We start from the raw sequence: 16,407 nt of genomic DNA on the forward strand, positions 1-16,407 counted from the left end.
TTCGCTAAGAATCATAAACATATTAGTTTACGACGTTTGTCGAGCAAAGAACCCTTCATGGACGACATGAAGGGTTCTTTGCTCAGCCTTAACCTCGCTTTTTTAATTGACTTTGATAGATTTTGGCCGTTCGCACCTCAACGGTTAACGAGCCTTTCTTAACAATCGTCTTTAAGAGCAAGGGTACACCTGTAGTATTTTTAAATCTAAAATCTTTCCCTCCATAAGAAACCGTTGCATCTCTTCCTGTCGGAACGTAGCCCACATGCAAGGAATGGTGATGTTTTTCAATATAACTCACCGCAAGTTGATCAATGGCATTATACAAGGTTGATGATGTTTGGCAGATGCCCCCGCCGATGCCATCCACCAATTTCCCTTCTACAATTTCCGGAGCTGGCTGGTATCCATGCTCTGCATCACTAGGTCCCACTGTAGTGTTAAAAGAAAAGGAATCCTCTGAACCAATGATAACATTATGAATTGCCGCTGCTGATAAGGCAATGTTTTGTGTCCGACCTGCGATCCCGCTATTAAAAGAGGTCGAAAAAGAGGCAACGACTACTTCCCCTAGTTGCGCTGCTTCTTCTCGCTTGTAGCCGCTCTCGGTAGCATAGAGAGGTAGTTCCACATCGCCCCCTTTTACGGAGGCTTGTATAATTTTATTTGCTAACTCCTCTTCTTCGAGGATGGTTTGTGGAGTTCCTTTTATAATTTGTCCATTGGCATCAAGCCTGTCCAGTATCATTCTTTTATCATATCCCGGTGTTTCCTTTGTACCTCTCGCTATTTCTTTAGTTAAATTTGCTATTTCAGCTTTATACTTCTCATCATCTGTTTTATATCCCAATTCCTTCGGATTAAAGGTTTTAATAATGCTTTTTGTGTTCGGATCAACAATATTGATAAAAACAGGTATATCCTCTTCTTTTTTCTTTTCTTCCTTTACTTTTTGCTCATTTTTGTTTTTCTGTTCCTGTGCCGATTCCTTTGCTTCTGTTTTTTTCGTCTTCTGTTCCGAACAAGCAGCTAGTCCCATTAAACTAACTGCAACTAAGATTGACAATAACCTAAAGTACTTTTTCATGTCTCCCCAACTTTTCTCATGAATTATAAAAAAGAATAAATTGCAATATATATTATGACGAATCAAACAGGATTTCGTTTCAAATTTTTTCCTATTCCACTCCATTTTTTTACTATACTCCTACAAACTTTTGAATTCACTTTAATTTTGGTCTATTTTAGCACTTTATCCTGGTCATAAATGAAAAGTAAACATCAGCCCCCAAAGACCTAGGTATAAACAAACGGAATTAGTAAATAGTAATCAATAAGTATGTTTATTTTTTGGAGGTGCAAAAATGTCTGTCTATGTCTATCAGACGTTTGTGATTAAACAGGATAAATTTAAGGAAGGGATTGAAAACTTAAAGGAAATTAAGAAGTTTAGAAATGAAAATTATGACCAACATGTCGAGATATTGACCCCTATTTCGGGAGAGGATCATACATATGCCCTATTATCAAAATACGAGGGATTAGCAGAAATGGAGTTACAAAATAAAAAAATGTTTGATGATGAAGAGTATGTCGAGTTAATCGGTCCTTTTTTTCTTGAAAATATCGTAGAGGGTAGTATGTATACTCAGATTTACCGTTCACTAAACGAAGGGAAAAGTGACAAAAAGAAAGATAAATAATGTGTATGAACTAAGAAAAGAATCTTAAAAAAACAAAAAAGGGCTATTCGCCCCTTTTTAATTTTATCAGATAAAATTAATCTCGCTCTAACAGTGCAGCACCAGCAATACCAGGTGCAGTCATTTCATAAATGTTTAAGATAAGGTCTAATTCTTCTTCTGTTAGTACATCATATTTTAAGCATAATTCACGTACTGATTTTCCGCTGATGGTCGCTTCTCTTGCAATACGTGCCGCAACCTCATATCCCAAGTGTGGATTGACAGCTGTAATAATCCCCACACTTTTTTCGACATATTCTTTTAAACGTACTTCATTTGCTTCGATACCTTTTAGGCAAAAATCTGTAAATGAACGGAATCCATTGTTCATTATACTAATGGATTGCAGCAAATTAAAGACTAATACCGGCTCCATCACATTCAATTCAAGCTGGCCTGCTTCTGATGCCAAACAAATGGTGTGGTCATTTCCAATCACCTGGAAGGCAATTTGATTGATAAGCTCAGGCATGACAGGATTCACTTTTCCCGGCATAATCGAAGATCCTGGCTGGCGGGCTGGCAGGATAATTTCCGCTAGACCTGCCCGTGGACCAGATGCCATTAAGCGAAGATCATTGGCTATTTTGGACATATTCATCATGCAAACCTTTAATGAGGCCGATACCTCAGTATACGCATCAGTATTTTGTGTAGCATCGACAAGATGTTCAGCATTAACAAGGGGGAGCCCACTTATTTCAGCTAACTGTTTCACAACATCGATAATGTATTTAGGATCTGCATTTAATCCAGTTCCAACGGCTGTTGCCCCCATATTTACTTCAAATAAATGAACCTTTGATTGTGAAATTCGTTTAATATCTCGTTCAAGTACACGTGAATATGCTTCAAATTCTTGGCCAAGACGAATAGGAACTGCATCTTGAAGATGTGTACGCCCCATCTTGATCACGTTTTCAAACTGCTTTGCTTTTCCCTTAAAAACACTTTGCATATCACTCATCGTCTCAAGCAATTTTTCAAGTAAGTTTAGGGTAGCAATATGAATAGCTGTAGGAAAGACATCATTTGTGGATTGTGACATATTCACATGTGTGTTCGGGCTTAAATGTCTATATTCCCCTTTTTCATGACCTAACATTTCAAGGGCCCGATTGGCAATAACTTCATTTGCATTCATATTCATCGATGTCCCAGCTCCACCTTGGATCGGGTCAACAATAAATTGATCATTCCATTTCCCTTCCATTACCTCTTCTGCTGCTTTACTGATGACATTTCCAAGCCCACTATACAAATGACTTGTATTCATATTGGCAATGGCAGCTGCTTTTTTTACCATGGCCAGCGCTTTTATTAATTCTTCATGTATGCGGTAACCCGTAATAGGAAAATTCTCCACTGCTCTTAATGTTTGGATCCCATAGTAAGCATCTGAAGGGATTTCTTTTTTTCCTAAAAAGTCTTGTTCGATTCTTTTTGTGTCCATCGCTCTGTCTCCCACCTTTTATAAAAAAACAGTCTATTAAGTAACAATCAATTTATTATCACACAAAAATACTATCAGTTAAATATTCTTCTGTCTCTTTTTTCACTATTAATATGATAATAACTTGTCCAGATTGGTTGAATATGTCGAACAATAAATAAATTGTAGAAATTTGTCTGAATTTTTAATCTTTAAAAACGTAATATTAAAACTATATACATGTTATAATCAGAGAAAAATTATTTCAATATTATAAATTCAAATAAGAAATAGGGGAATGAAAGGAAGGATTAATAGTAAATCATGCTAACAACTGCCATTGCAACCATACCACAGCCTAAAACATATGGACCGCTCGGTAATCTCCCACAACTAGATCTAACTCAACCATCACAATCAATCATGAAGCTCTCATACGAGTACGGCCCCATTTTCAAACTTAAATTCCCTTCTGGATCAGGGATATTTATTTCCAGCGCAGAATTAGTTGCAGATGCTTCAGATGAATCCCGTTTTGACAAACTTGTTAATGCCCCCTTGCAAAAGGTCCGTTCGTTCTCAGGTGATGGTCTTTTTACAAGCTGGACAAAAGAAGAAAATTGGCGAAAAGCACACAACATACTTCTCCCCAGTTTCAGCCAAAGTGCAATGAAAGGTTATCATTCCATGATGGTTGATATTGCCTTTCAGCTCATCCAAAAATGGGCACGGTTAAATTCAGATGAAAGTATTGATGTTCCTGAAGATATGACTAGACTCACTTTAGATACAATTGGTTTATGTGGCTTCAATTATCGTTTTAACAGCTTTTATCGGGAAAAACCGCATCGATTTATTAAAAGTATGGGGAGAGCGCTTGACGAAGCCATGAATCAAAGTAATCGCCTCGGTGTACAGGATAAATTAATGGTGAAGAAAAAACGCCAGTTTCATCGGGATATCCAGTATATGTTTTCACTTGTCGACTCTATCATTGAAGAACGTAAAGCTAGTGAGGATTATGATGCTGAAGACCTTCTGTCTCGGATGCTTAAAAGTGCAGACCCTGAGACAGGTGAAACCCTGAGTGATGAAAATATCCGCTATCAAATTATAACTTTTTTGATTGCCGGTCATGAAACCACCAGCGGATTGCTATCATTTGCCCTTTATTTTCTCATGAAGCATCCTGAAAAATTAGCAAAAGCCTATGAGGAAGTAGATCGTGTCCTGGATGGTGATACTCCCACTTATCAGCAGGTTCGCGAATTAAAATATATACGAATGATCTTAAATGAATCATTAAGACTTTGGCCAACCGCGCCCCTCTTTTCGTTGTATGCGAAGGAAGACACATTGTTGGCAGATAAATACCCTCTAAAAAGAAGAGACGTTGTTAATATCCTACTCCCTAAACTGCACCGAGATCCAACAGCATGGGGAGAAGATGTAGAGGAGTTCAAACCAGAAAGATTCGCAGATCGAAAAAAGGTGCCTTTCCATGCTTATAAACCGTTTGGAAATGGACAACGTGCTTGTATTGGACAGCAATTCGCTATGCATGAAGCCACACTATTGATCGGGATGATTTTAAAACATTTTGAATTAATTGATCATACAAATTATCAATTGAAGATTAAGGAAACACTAACATTTAAACCTGATAATTTAACCTTAAAAGTCCGTCCGCGTCAAACTTTTTATTCTGCACCGCTAAAGCAGGATGTAACAAGCGCAGTAGACCTACCGGAAAAACCAGTTCTGCCATCGAGGCTGAAAGAAGGGGGTGCCCACAACACTCCACTTCTTGTATTATATGGTTCAAACATGGGAACAGCTGAGGGAATCGCACGTGATTTAGCAGTTACAGCCCGATTCAAGGGCTTCCATAGTGAAATTGCCCCACTTGACGAATTTGTCAGGAATCTACCAAAGGAAGGACTAGTTGTCATTATTAGCTCATCTTACAATGGAAATCCTCCAAAAAATGCCCGTAAATTTGTTAAGTGGCTGAAGGAAGGAAAGTCTGAAGAATTGAATGGCGTTACGTACGCTGTTTTTGGCTGTGGCGATACCAATTGGGCAAGCACGTACCAAATTATCCCTACCTTTCTTGATGAAAAGCTTGCGGAAATGGGAGCAACCCGCCTCAGTCAAAAGGGGCAAGGTGATGCGAGCAATGATTTTGAAAAACAATTTGAATTGTGGCACGATCAGTTATGGTCAGAGGTTTTCAATACGTACAGCTTAGAAAACCCAGACGACTATGATGAGCTAAGCACTCCTTTATCGGTTCAATTTATTAGTGATTTAAACGAGGCTGTTTCAAGCAATTCCTCTTCCCCAACTGGGGTAGATTCGGCAGTGCTACCACAGAATTCAACTGAACTTGTTGAACGTGTCCTCCTGCGCTTTGGTTTAAAGCATCAGGAACACGTCATTATTAGTGGTAACAGTCGATCAATTACGTTCCTTCCATTAGACTTCCCTATCCGTATAGGGGATTTACTAAAGTATAGTGTGAATTTAACGGAGACTGTCACACCTAGCCAACTTCGTGAACTAGCTGAGTACACCGTTTGCCCACCGCATAAAAGAGAATTAGAACTACTTCTTAACGAAAACAAGCAAGGAGCAGTAACTCATGCAGGATTAACCATGTTAGACTTATTGGAAAAATATCCTGCCTGTGAACTTCCATTCGAAAGATTTATTGGACTGTTATCGTCGATTAAAAACCCGTACTAATAATAAAATGGCCGAAGACATGTTATTGTCCAATTCTTCGGCCATTTACTATAACTAGTTACACAATAAAAATGCAAGAAAACAACTCTCACACTCATTATATAAAGACAAAAAATAACCAGTTGAATTTTAATAGTTCTATTTAAGCAAAGCTTGATTAAATTTTTTTAGGAGCTCTCCAAATACTTCACATTCATCATCAGGCCAATCTTGTATGAGGCCTGCAATTCTTTCCAGGCGGGACTGCATATGCTCGTTTAATTCCTTTGTGCCTACCTCCGTTATTTGAAACGAGTACGCCCTTCCATCTACTGGATCAGGAATTTTAAAAAGATATCCCTTTTGCTCTAATACAGCTGCTTGGCGGCTAACTGTTGAAATATCCAACTGGAACTCTTCTGCTAAAACCTTTACGCCAACCGCTCCCTTCATAGCTATTCGACGGAGAAGTAAATAGGCTGATCGGTCAAGATTCCAGATTTTTTTATTGGTTGTCACTGATGTTGTTCTACGGATTAGGATCGCTAATTCAAGCTCGATCGTTTCCAAAGATTTCTCTTGCATTTCTATCAACCCTCACAGTTTACTAATACCTACTATGATATCACATTATCCCTGCCACTTATCAAATCATAGATCTAGAGGAATAACGAAAAACATCATTGACGTAGTGAATATTAGTTGTATAATACAATCATATACTTTCATTATACAACTAGTTTTTTCAAATTGAAAAGAAGGAGAAAATTTATGAAAGCACATGAAATCATGATCCCACAAGTTCATAAAGTGAAAGAAAGTGATTCGGTTCGTTCCGTGATTGAAAAATTCATTGAACATCGAATTAGTGGTCTCCCTGTAGTCAATGACCGTAACGAGGTTGTTGGCTTTGTCAGCGACGGGGATATCCTCCGCTATATTGGTAAGCATGAAGATCGAATCGTCGATAATTTTTATTATGCCTTTGTCATAAAAGGTGATGACGAGGAATTTGAGGAAAGAGAACAACGATTGTTGCAATTAAATGTTCTGGAGATTGCTAAAAAGAAAGTGATAAAGGTTACCTGGGATGAAGACATGGAAAACATTGCTGCTGTTTTAGGAAAAAAACAGATAAAAAAGGTTCCGGTCGAACGTAATGGGGTATTGGTTGGAATCATTAGTCGAGGCGATGTCATCAGAAATACGTTCAAATCTATATTATAACAACTATTCATTCGAATATGAGATTCGGGAGAAATTTACTTAAAAAAGGAGTAATATGAATGTCATCAACACCACCAACTGTTTCATCAACCAAAACAAAAATAGATTCCTCAATTGAGGTTAAAAGTAGTTTATTTGCACAGCCAAAGTCTGTTTGGGCCGTATTCTTTGCCGGTATTATTGCCTTCATGGGTTTAGGACTTGTTGACCCTATTTTGCCTGCCATAGCTGAACAGTTACATGCCTCGCATAGTCAAGTGACTTTGCTCTTTACAAGCTATAACGCTGTTATGGCCGTTGCCATGCTGATAACGGGAATGATCTCATCAAGATTAGGGATTAAGTGGACACTGCTTACCGGAATTGTGATCATTGCCATATTTTCAGCCCTTGGTGGTATCTCAAACGGTATCTGGACACTGGTCAGCCTTCGCGGTGGTTGGGGACTTGGGAATGCCTTGTTTGTGGCAACAGCATTAGCTGCGATTGTCTCTCTTTCCAATAGTGGTACAGCAAAGGCAATTATTTTATATGAGGCGGCAATTGGGTTAGGCATATCAGTCGGCCCACTCCTCGGAGGTTGGTTAGGCGCTATGTCTTGGAGAGGCCCGTTCCTTGGGGTTGCTGCACTAATGGTAATCGCCTTTATCGGGTTAATATTGTTAATGCCGAATACTAACAATCACAAAGTGGGTCAACCAAAAATATCTATATTAGATCCCTTCCGTGCCTTAAAGCACCGATCTTTATTAATCTTTGGTATTGCAGCTGCCTTATACAACTTTGGCTTTTTCACTTTGCTCGCATATGCCCCGTTTGTCATGGGGTTAGATGAACATGGTCTCGGCTTTGTGTTCCTTGGATGGGGAATCTTGTTGGCGATTACGTCTGTATTCATGGCACCGAAGCTGCAGCAATGGTTTGGAACGATAAAATCTATGTGTGCGATGTTAATCTTGTTTTCTTTACTTCTTTTTGCCATGGGTATCTGGACATCAACACAGTGGCTCATTATTGCGGCTGTAATTGCGGCTGGAGCCTTATTAGGAAATAATAATACCTTAATTACAACAGCAGTAATGAATGCCGCTCCAGTGGAACGTGCGACGGCATCTGCAGCCTATAGCTTTCTTCGCTTTATCGGTGGTGCAATTGCCCCATTTATGGCTGGGAAACTCGCCGAAATTTATAATCCTTCCGTCCCATTCATCGTCGGCGGAGCCTTTGTCCTCATTTCTGTATTGTTCATTTTTATTAACCAGCACCACATTAAACATGTAGATGATGTAGAAACAGGCCATTAATCAGCTGAAAGGATCTGCCATGTGGCAGATCCTTTCCTTTTGTTCATGACCATTGTTTTTAATATTAATGAATATCCCGCTTCTTAAAACGACCGCCGCGGACTTCGGCTATATCAGCAATGGCTAAGAATGCGGAAGGATCAATTTCTTCAACGATCGTGGTCAATTTAGACTCTTCCAATCTGGAAATAATACTAAAAATAACTTTCTTATTATCTCCTGTATAAGCACCTTCACCTTTTAAATAGGTCACTCCCCGTCCTAAGCGGGCATTGACGGCTTCTCCAATTTCTTCGGCATCATCACTAATAATCCACACAGATTTAGTCTCTTCAAGTCCAGCTACGACCGAGTCAATGGCTTTTGAAGCAATAACATAGGCTAGTAGAGAATACATGGCACGGTCCCATCCAAACACAAACCCTGCTGTGCCTAAGATAAAGATGTTCATAAACATAATAATTTGGCCAACGGAAAAAGGGAGCTTTTTGTTTAGCACAAGAGCAAGTATTTCCGTCCCATCTAGCGCGCCACCGTTACGAATAACTAAACCTACCCCAATTCCTAATATCATCCCTCCAAAGAGAGTCGCTAAGAGTATATCTTCTGTAAATGGTGGAATGGGGTGAAAAAACGAGGTAAAGATAGATAAAACAATAATTCCATATACTGTAGAAAACGCGAATGTCTTTCCCATTTGTTTATATCCCATATAAACAAACGGCAAGTTTAATAGAAAGAGAAAGATTCCAAGTTTCCAACCGGTTATATGTGATAGCATGATGGAGATTCCCGTGATGCCACCATCAATAACATGGTTTGGAACTAAAAAGATTTCTAGCCCAGTTGCCATTAGTATGGCCCCAATTGTAATGGCAATAATTCGAAGTATAATTCGGCTAAGTGGAAGCCTGCGATGTTGAACGTTTTCTTTGATTAATTCAGTCATTGAACCACACCTTTTCAATTAATTTTGTTCTGCCACGATATATCGATTTATAATGACCTTTATATTAGTATATCATATTTTTTCTGAAAATTGAACCAGAGTTCATTTTTCAGAAAAATAGGTATTTTAGCCTTTCAACTATACCAACAGGGATTGCAAGCACAATTGCAATCCCTGTTTTATAATATAAGAAATTATAAGTTTTGACTTTGAGAATGATCCAATTCTAGGCGCTTTGCACTTTTCTTATTATATCATTATTTTGCAAATATCATTCGTAAACTCAACTGGATCCTCTATAGGCAACCCTTCAATTAACAGGGCTTGATTATACAATAGAGTTGTATATAGGGCTAATTTTTCTTGATCCTTTTCAAAAGCATCCTTTAACGATTCAAATACGCCGTGTTGAACATTAATTTCTAGAACCTTGTCAGCTTTAATGTTTTGGTTATTCGGCATCGCATTGAGAATTTTTTCCATTTCAATCGATACCTCCCCTTCTGTTGTTAAACAAACTGGATGGGATTTTAATCTTTTCGAAACTCTAACCGCCTTCACTTTGTCATTTAAAATATTATTCATAGCATCAAAGAGCTCTTGATTCTCTTTTTCTTCTGTTGCCGTATTTTGATTGTCATCTGCTTCAAAACCTAAATCGCCACTTGAAACGGATTTGAATTCTTTTTCTTTGTAGGTCATTAACATTTTAATAGCGAACTCGTCAATTTCCTCCGTGAAATATAAAATCTCATATCCTTTATCAGCGACTAGTTCAGTTTGAGGTAGTTTATCAATTCGCTCAGTTGATTCCCCAGTCGCATAGTAAATATATCTTTGTTCTTCCGGCATTCTAGAAACATAGTCATCCAAAGTGACCATTTTCTTCTCTGTAGAGGAGTAGAACATTAATAAATCCTGTAATTCCTCTTTATGTGTTCCGTAGTCACTGTATACGCCATATTTAAGCTGTCTGCCAAATGAATGATAAAACTCTTCGTACTTTTCTCGTTCATTTTTTAATATGGTAACTAGTTCACTTTTAATCTTTTTCGCAATATTTTTTGCAATCAGTTTTAATTGACGGTCATGCTGTAACATTTCTCTCGAGATATTTAACGATAGATCCTCTGAGTCAACCATTCCCTTAACGAAGCTGAAATAGTCTGGGAGGAGGTCAGCACATTTATTCATAATTAACACACCATTAGAGTATAATTCTAACCCCTTTTCAAACTCCTGTGAGTAATAATCGAATGGAATTTTTTCAGGAATGTAAAGAATAGCATTATATCTGACCGCTCCATCCACGCTAATATGGATGTGTTTAATAGGTTTGTCAAAACCGTAATGTTTTTCCGCATAAAATTGATCATAATCCGCTTTTGTTAGATCTTTTTTATTTTTACGCCAAAGCGGGACCATACTATTAATCGTCTGTTCTGCTTGAACATCCTCATAATCATTGTCACTACCCTCTTTAAGCTTTGTTTCAGTGACATCCATTTTGATAGGGTAACGAATGAAATCAGAGTACTTTTTAATGATCTCCTTTATGCGATATTCTTCTAAATACTCATCATAGCTATCATCTTCGGTATTTTCTTTTATTTTGAGAGTAATCTCAGTTCCAATCGAATCCTTTTCACTAGGAACAATCGTATAACCCTCTGCCCCTTTTGATTCCCATTTGTAGGCCTGATCACTACCTAAAGCCTTGCTGTTGACTGTAACTTCATCAGCAACCATAAAGGCAGAATAGAATCCGACACCAAATTGACCAATGATATCAAAGCCATCCTTCGCTTCATTTTCACTTTTAAATGCCAAAGAGCCACTCTTAGCGATGGTTCCTAGATTATTTTCTAGTTCTTCCTTGGTCATTCCGATCCCTGTATCAAGGATTTTTAGAATTCTATTTTCTTTATCCGCCGATACTTTTATGTAGTAACTATCTTTATCAAAGGTTAAGGAATCATCTGTTAGAGCCTTGTAATAAATTTTATCAATGGCATCACTGGCATTTGACAATAATTCCCGTAGAAATATCTCCCGATGTGTATAAATGGAATTGATCATCATATCTAATAATCGTTTCGACTCGGCTTTAAACTGTTTCGTTTCCATTAAGACCACTCCTTCAGTGCGAATATATTATTTTTAGCACTCTAGACAATTGAGTGCTAACCATTATTTTAATACCATAATAGTAGGTACTTCGTCAAGAAAAAAAGCACCCAGTTGGATGCCTTTCACAGTTTTACAATAAATTCGTATCTATAACGAACCAAGAATAAAGTAGAGCAGAAAGAAAAAGGCAATCACATACATGGTCACTGATACTTCTTTCTTACGTCCAGTGGCAAGCTTAAGGATTGGATAGATGATAAAGCCAAACGCAATCCCATTAGCAATACTAAACGATAACGGCATAATCACCATCATCAAGTAAGCCGGAAATACTTCAGTAAAATCACTAAATGGAATTTCTTTGAGACTTTGAACCATTAAACAGCCCACAATAATAAGTACTGGTGCAATCGCTGCATTCGGAATGACTTTAAAAAGCGGAATGAGAAATAACGCTGGGATAAATAATAGACCAGTTGTGAAAGAAGTTAAACCTGTTCTTCCACCTGCGGCAATACCTGTTGCAGACTCCGCTGCAGTCGTGGTAGGGCTGCAGCCCAAAAAGCTTGCTCCAATGATGGAAATAGCATTTGCCTGAAATGACTTTCTAAACTTCGATTTATCTGGCAGCATCCCAAGTTGAGTACCCATATTTTGAAAAATAATAACCATTGATAGAGAAAAAACAGCGGTCCAAAAATTAAGGGTGCCAATCTCACTAAAATCAAAAGCAAAAAATATTTGATCATAGCCGCCAAAGGAAAAACTAAAATCGCGTAAAGTAGAAAAGTCGACAATTCCAAGGAAAGCTCCTATTAATGTCCCCACGATAATACCAATTAAGAAGTTCCCTTTCACATTACGCAAGGTAAGTGGAACTAAAATAAGCAACGTGAGCACAGTGGTTAACGCATTAGGATCCCCTAAATCTCCTAATTGGACAAAGGTTCCCTCACTCGCAACAATTAATCCGCCATTCTTCAATCCTAAAAAGGCAATAAAAAAGCCAATTCCCGCCGTCATCGCGTTCACCATTGTTTTCGGAATCGATTTTGATAAATAAACGGCTCCCTTTGTAACAGTTGTCAAAGTAAACACGATCCCTGCAATCAAAACAACCGCCAGGGCTTGTTGCCACGTAAGTCCTAAAGAAAATACAAGAGTAAATACAAAAAAGGCGTTATCCCCCATACCCGGGACGATAATTAAGGGTGAATTAGCAAAAAGTGCCATGAGCATACAGCCAACAAAGCAACAAATAACCGTAGCAAGGGTAACTGCTTCATACGGCATCCCGACTTGACTTAAAATCGCACCATTCACCGCGATGATATAGGCAACTGTCATAAAAGAGGTTAGTCCGGCTAGTCCCTCCGTCCGAATCGTTGTATTTGCTTCATTTAGATGAAAAAATTGCTGAATTTGTTTATTCAATCTAATTACTCCTTTTGATGCACGAGTTGAATCTTCCAAAATCGTGTTATAATTAATTTTATCTTTCTATTTTTCATAAAGGACCTCAAGAAAGGATGCATGACCATGATTACTAATATCTCAGAAATTGCGATCTTCTCCGATATTCCTGTGATGGATGCACCACACATCATTTCCCGGTTAAAGGAACGCCAGTTTAAAAAGAACCATGTGCTGATGTTTGAAAATGATCAAAGTGAGGATGTTTATATCATTCGTTCCGGCATGGTAAAGGTGTACCGTATCCATGAAGGGAAGGAAATCGTCCTAAGCATCTCCATGCCAGGTGATATTTTAGGCGAAGTAGAAGCACTCTCTAATGACAACCATCGGATTTCTTCTATTGAAGCACTTGAAAATGTGTCTGTATGGCACATTACCAAACAGGACTTCCTTGAAATCGTTGACAAATATCCTTCTGTTTTAAGAAAGGCTTATATGATTCTTGTTGAGCGGACTAGAATGCTCAATCGCCTCATTCGTTATTTGACGTTTTACGATGTACGAACAAAAGCTGCAAATTTGCTCATCGATCTCTATTACAATTTCGGAAAGGCTAGTGGCGATAGTTATAAAATCGATTTAAAGATTAATCAATCCTTGCTTGCTAGTATGCTAGGTGTAACAAGAGAATCTATTTCCAAAACTCTGGGTGATTTTCAAAATGAAGGCCTTATTGATATTCGGGAGAAATATTTCTACCTTTTAGATAAGAGCAGGCTTGAAACCATTTGTAGTCAAACCGAAGAGGTTCCAACACTTCGGAAATGGAATAACCTCTAAGAATCCCTACTAATAATAACAAATGATAGCGTTGCATTTCAGTTAGCACTCTTACGATTTTTTTGTTAACTAGTTCACAAAAATGCCTACCACCTTTTGACAACACACAATGTTTGTCCAATCTTTGTGAAAAACAAGAACACCCTGCCTCTTTTGAGACAGAGTGCTAAACTGATTTTGCGTCCTAGTAAAAACCGCCACCACCGACAAAACTTGCACCGATGATAATAAGCAGGATGAATAAAACCACAATTAGAGCAAATCCGTTACCAAAGCCTGCTGCACCACCCATAAGATCCACCTCCCGGGTATTTCTGAATTATCTTATGTAGATTACTCCATAATGTGTATAAAAAAGCGAACAGTGACTGGTCACTGCTCGCCATTTTGCATGAAGAACCTAATATTCTCACACTTATTTTATTTTATTGCACCCGTGTTGTCTGACTTACTGTAGTCATATGTTGACCGATCAACAGGAGTAAAATTATCTGGAGTAAAGAATCGCAATAAATCTCCATTTACGACTTTATCTGAATATAATAATTTAGTCTGGACCATTTCCTTATACTTATTAGCTTCCTTGAGTTTATCTTCCGCTAATTTCTCGCCTGTCGTAGAGTCATAGTATTTTCCCTTGATAGACGAAATCGTAGGACTCACATAATCACCATTACGGAATGCAACAAGGTCATCATGTTGTTCTGATAATAGATCTGTACCAAATTGGACATAATCTTTCGTATCTGTTCCTAACAAATGTAGAAGTGTAGGAAGAAGGTCTACCTGTCCACCATATTCATGGTTCACGCCGCCTTCCATTCCTGGTACGCGAATGAATAATGGCACTCGTTGTAGCCCCGCACTTTCGAAGGAATTAACTTCCTTTCCAAGAATTTTTTCCATTGCTTTATTATGATTTTCAGAAATTCCATAATGGTCACCGTACATCACAATAATGGAATGATCATATAAACCAGATTCCTTCAAGTAATCAAAGAATTGCTTCAATGCTTCATCCGCGTAACGAGCGGTTTGGAAATATCCATCAACAGATTTATCACCTGTAGTGGCTGGAGCAATTGTCGCATCTTCTTTATTAATTGGATACGGATAGTGATTAGATACAGTTATAAACTTCGTGTAAAACGGTTGCGGTAGTGTCTCTAACAGCGGAATAGATTGCTCGAAAAACGGCTTATCCACCAATCCGTATTCAGCCTGCTCCTCAGCGTCTATTTGATAAAAGTTTGAATCAAAAAACTTGGTATATCCAAATGATTTATAAATCTCATTACGATTCCAGAAGCTTCCTGAATTACCATGAAACACTGCAGATGTATAGCCTTGCTGACCTAATATTGCTGGGGCAGCCTGATAGGTATTTAACCCTTTTGTTGTAAACGCTGAACCTTGTGGAAGTCCGAACAGTGAATTTTCAAGCATAAATTCGGCATCAGACGTTTTTCCTTGTGCAGTCTGATGGAAGAAATTATCAAAATACAGGGTATTTTGATCCTTGGTCAATGAGTTTAAGAATGGTGTTACCTCTTCCCCGTTTAACTTGTAATTTATCAAGAAGTTTTGCATTGATTCAAGATGTAAATAAATTACATTCATGCCCTTCCCTGCACCAAAGTATTTACTGTTTGGTTCAGCATAATTTGATTTCGTATAGTTTAGAACTTCGGTAATATCATCACTATCTGCCATAACCCTTTGTGCTGATGCATGCGTACTTTTTACCGCATCATAAATCGTATAATTGTACATACCTAAATATTTCACAATATAATTTCGGTCGAAACCTCTTGTTAATAATTGAGGTCGATCTAGTTCAGCCAAGGACAAGTTCGCACAAGAAATAGCAAGTGCCAACGTAAATAAGACAGACACCTTCCTCCGTTTCATATCTTTCATTTCGATCTTAGTAAAACGGAAGGCAAGCATCGATACCAACACGATAATATCGACAAAGAATAAAATATCATATGGTTTTAATAGGGTAAAAACACTACCGCTGACATCACCAAAATTTTGTGTCTGTGTTAACGTTGGTAAAGTAATAAAATCATTAAAAAATCGATAAAATAATACATTGGCATATAAAAGAAAGCTTAATAGAAAATCAATGACAATGAGCAAAGTATATTTTTTTCTTCCTTTAAAAAAGAATGCAAACCCTAAAAACAATAAGGAAGAACCTAATGGATTAATGAATAGTAATAATTTTTGTAAAGAATTCTCTATCCCTAAATCAAATTGCGTTAATTGAACAATATATGTTTTCATCCAAAGGAAGAATACTGCTAATAAGAAAAAGCCAATATATTTATTGAAAATACTTTGACCCTTTTGAAATATGTTATTCATTTAATGCACCACCTTCTAGCAACTAATTATGACAAAATTAATTGCAAATATAAATATGTGTTTAAAACCAAAATCACTAAGTTCTATCATAACTGTTAAATATGAACAATCAATGAACAAATAATGACAATGTTGTTTTTTCGTGGATTTTTTTATGGGTAATCATCTATTTCCATATAAATTTGTACACATTTTACTTTTCCTTTTGCCTCTATTATTAACTAAATTTAGCAAACAGCAAAAAAACAAGCAAACATTAAAAAA

General features: G+C 37.6%; 13 protein-coding genes. 5 read left to right on the forward strand and 8 right to left on the reverse strand.

What is annotated here, in order from left to right; genetic code table 11:
- Positions 1-88: 88 nt before the first annotated feature.
- Positions 89-1,087: a VanW family protein gene (locus TY15_RS09785; protein ID WP_040209722.1), complete on the reverse strand. Its 999-nt coding sequence runs from the start codon at positions 1,085-1,087 to the stop codon at positions 89-91.
- A gap of 277 nt (positions 1,088-1,364) precedes the next feature.
- Between TY15_RS09785 and TY15_RS09790 the strand changes: the two genes are divergently transcribed.
- Positions 1,365-1,703 (forward strand): hypothetical protein, encoded by a 339-nt coding sequence (locus TY15_RS09790; RefSeq protein ID WP_040209649.1) that lies wholly within the window; start codon positions 1,365-1,367, stop codon positions 1,701-1,703.
- 76 nt (positions 1,704-1,779) lie between these two features.
- Here TY15_RS09790 and aspA read toward each other — a convergent pair whose 3' ends face one another.
- Positions 1,780-3,198: an aspartate ammonia-lyase gene (aspA, locus tag TY15_RS09795; protein WP_040209651.1), complete on the reverse strand. Its 1,419-nt coding sequence runs from the start codon at positions 3,196-3,198 to the stop codon at positions 1,780-1,782.
- 303 nt (positions 3,199-3,501) lie between these two features.
- Here aspA and TY15_RS09800 point away from each other — a divergent pair, with 303 nt between their 5' ends.
- A complete protein-coding gene (locus TY15_RS09800) occupies positions 3,502-5,925 on the forward strand; it encodes a cytochrome P450 (protein WP_052353742.1) in 2,424 nt (807 codons plus the stop codon).
- 138 nt (positions 5,926-6,063) lie between these two features.
- On the opposite strand, the gene TY15_RS09805 is transcribed toward TY15_RS09800, so the two are convergent.
- On the reverse strand, positions 6,064-6,489 hold the full coding sequence (locus TY15_RS09805; RefSeq protein ID WP_040209654.1) for a MarR family winged helix-turn-helix transcriptional regulator: 426 nt from the start codon (positions 6,487-6,489) through the stop codon (positions 6,064-6,066).
- Positions 6,490-6,675: 186 nt separating this feature from the next.
- On the opposite strand from TY15_RS09805, the gene TY15_RS09810 reads away from it, so the two are divergent.
- On the forward strand, positions 6,676-7,131 hold the full coding sequence (locus TY15_RS09810; RefSeq protein ID WP_040209655.1) for a CBS domain-containing protein: 456 nt from the start codon (positions 6,676-6,678) through the stop codon (positions 7,129-7,131).
- Positions 7,132-7,190: 59 nt separating this feature from the next.
- The gene (locus tag TY15_RS09815; protein ID WP_040209656.1) at positions 7,191-8,435 is read left to right on the forward strand and encodes an MFS transporter; all 1,245 of its coding nucleotides are present in this window, start codon (positions 7,191-7,193) and stop codon (positions 8,433-8,435) included.
- 64 nt (positions 8,436-8,499) lie between these two features.
- Here the strand turns inward: TY15_RS09815 and TY15_RS09820 are convergent, their stop codons facing one another.
- The 3 genes from TY15_RS09820 to TY15_RS09830 all read right to left on the reverse strand — a co-directional run bounded on the left by TY15_RS09820 (position 8,500) and on the right by TY15_RS09830 (position 12,948).
- The gene (locus TY15_RS09820; protein ID WP_040209657.1) at positions 8,500-9,384 is read right to left on the reverse strand and encodes a YitT family protein; all 885 of its coding nucleotides are present in this window, start codon (positions 9,382-9,384) and stop codon (positions 8,500-8,502) included.
- Positions 9,385-9,633: 249 nt separating this feature from the next.
- Positions 9,634-11,511 carry a molecular chaperone HtpG gene (gene htpG / locus TY15_RS09825; protein WP_040209659.1) on the reverse strand — a complete coding sequence of 626 codons (1,878 nt, stop codon included), beginning with the start codon at positions 11,509-11,511 and terminating at the stop codon, positions 9,634-9,636.
- Between the two features lie 150 nt (positions 11,512-11,661).
- Positions 11,662-12,948 carry an NCS2 family permease gene (locus tag TY15_RS09830; protein WP_040209662.1) on the reverse strand — a complete coding sequence of 429 codons (1,287 nt, stop codon included), beginning with the start codon at positions 12,946-12,948 and terminating at the stop codon, positions 11,662-11,664.
- 105 nt (positions 12,949-13,053) lie between these two features.
- Between TY15_RS09830 and TY15_RS09835 the strand changes: the two genes are divergently transcribed.
- Positions 13,054-13,770: a Crp/Fnr family transcriptional regulator gene (locus TY15_RS09835; protein WP_040209665.1), complete on the forward strand. Its 717-nt coding sequence runs from the start codon at positions 13,054-13,056 to the stop codon at positions 13,768-13,770.
- A 184-nt stretch (positions 13,771-13,954) separates the two neighbouring features.
- On the opposite strand, the gene TY15_RS23555 is transcribed toward TY15_RS09835, so the two are convergent.
- Together TY15_RS23555 and ltaS are read right to left on the reverse strand one after the other, a co-directional pair.
- Entirely contained in the window at positions 13,955-14,062 is a 108-nt protein-coding gene (locus TY15_RS23555) for a YjcZ family sporulation protein (protein WP_074432795.1), read from the reverse strand.
- A gap of 128 nt (positions 14,063-14,190) precedes the next feature.
- Positions 14,191-16,143: a lipoteichoic acid synthase gene (gene ltaS, locus TY15_RS09840; protein ID WP_040209667.1), complete on the reverse strand. Its 1,953-nt coding sequence runs from the start codon at positions 16,141-16,143 to the stop codon at positions 14,191-14,193.
- Positions 16,144-16,407: the final 264 nt, after the last annotated feature.

The organism is Neobacillus jeddahensis (assembly GCF_000612625.1).
GTDB lineage: Bacteria > Bacillota > Bacilli > Bacillales > Cytobacillaceae > Neobacillus > Neobacillus jeddahensis.

What these genes read in the sequence shown, in the direction of transcription:
- htpG (WP_040209659.1), bottom strand. Translation starts at nt 11,511, where the DNA reads ATGGAAACGAAACAGTTTAAAGCCGAGTCGAAACGATTATTAGATATG.
- TY15_RS09810 (WP_040209655.1), top strand. Translation starts at nt 6,676, where the DNA reads ATGAAAGCACATGAAATCATGATCCCACAAGTTCATAAAGTGAAAGAA.
- TY15_RS09820 (WP_040209657.1), bottom strand. Translation starts at nt 9,384, where the DNA reads ATGACTGAATTAATCAAAGAAAACGTTCAACATCGCAGGCTTCCACTT.
- TY15_RS09835 (WP_040209665.1), top strand. Translation starts at nt 13,054, where the DNA reads ATGATTACTAATATCTCAGAAATTGCGATCTTCTCCGATATTCCTGTG.
- TY15_RS23555 (WP_074432795.1), bottom strand. Translation starts at nt 14,062, where the DNA reads ATGGGTGGTGCAGCAGGCTTTGGTAACGGATTTGCTCTAATTGTGGTT.
- TY15_RS09815 (WP_040209656.1), top strand. Translation starts at nt 7,191, where the DNA reads ATGTCATCAACACCACCAACTGTTTCATCAACCAAAACAAAAATAGAT.
- aspA (WP_040209651.1), bottom strand. Translation starts at nt 3,198, where the DNA reads ATGGACACAAAAAGAATCGAACAAGACTTTTTAGGAAAAAAAGAAATC.
- TY15_RS09785 (WP_040209722.1), bottom strand. Translation starts at nt 1,087, where the DNA reads ATGAAAAAGTACTTTAGGTTATTGTCAATCTTAGTTGCAGTTAGTTTA.
- TY15_RS09805 (WP_040209654.1), bottom strand. Translation starts at nt 6,489, where the DNA reads ATGCAAGAGAAATCTTTGGAAACGATCGAGCTTGAATTAGCGATCCTA.
- ltaS (WP_040209667.1), bottom strand. Translation starts at nt 16,143, where the DNA reads ATGAATAACATATTTCAAAAGGGTCAAAGTATTTTCAATAAATATATT.
- TY15_RS09800 (WP_052353742.1), top strand. Translation starts at nt 3,502, where the DNA reads ATGCTAACAACTGCCATTGCAACCATACCACAGCCTAAAACATATGGA.
- TY15_RS09790 (WP_040209649.1), top strand. Translation starts at nt 1,365, where the DNA reads ATGTCTGTCTATGTCTATCAGACGTTTGTGATTAAACAGGATAAATTT.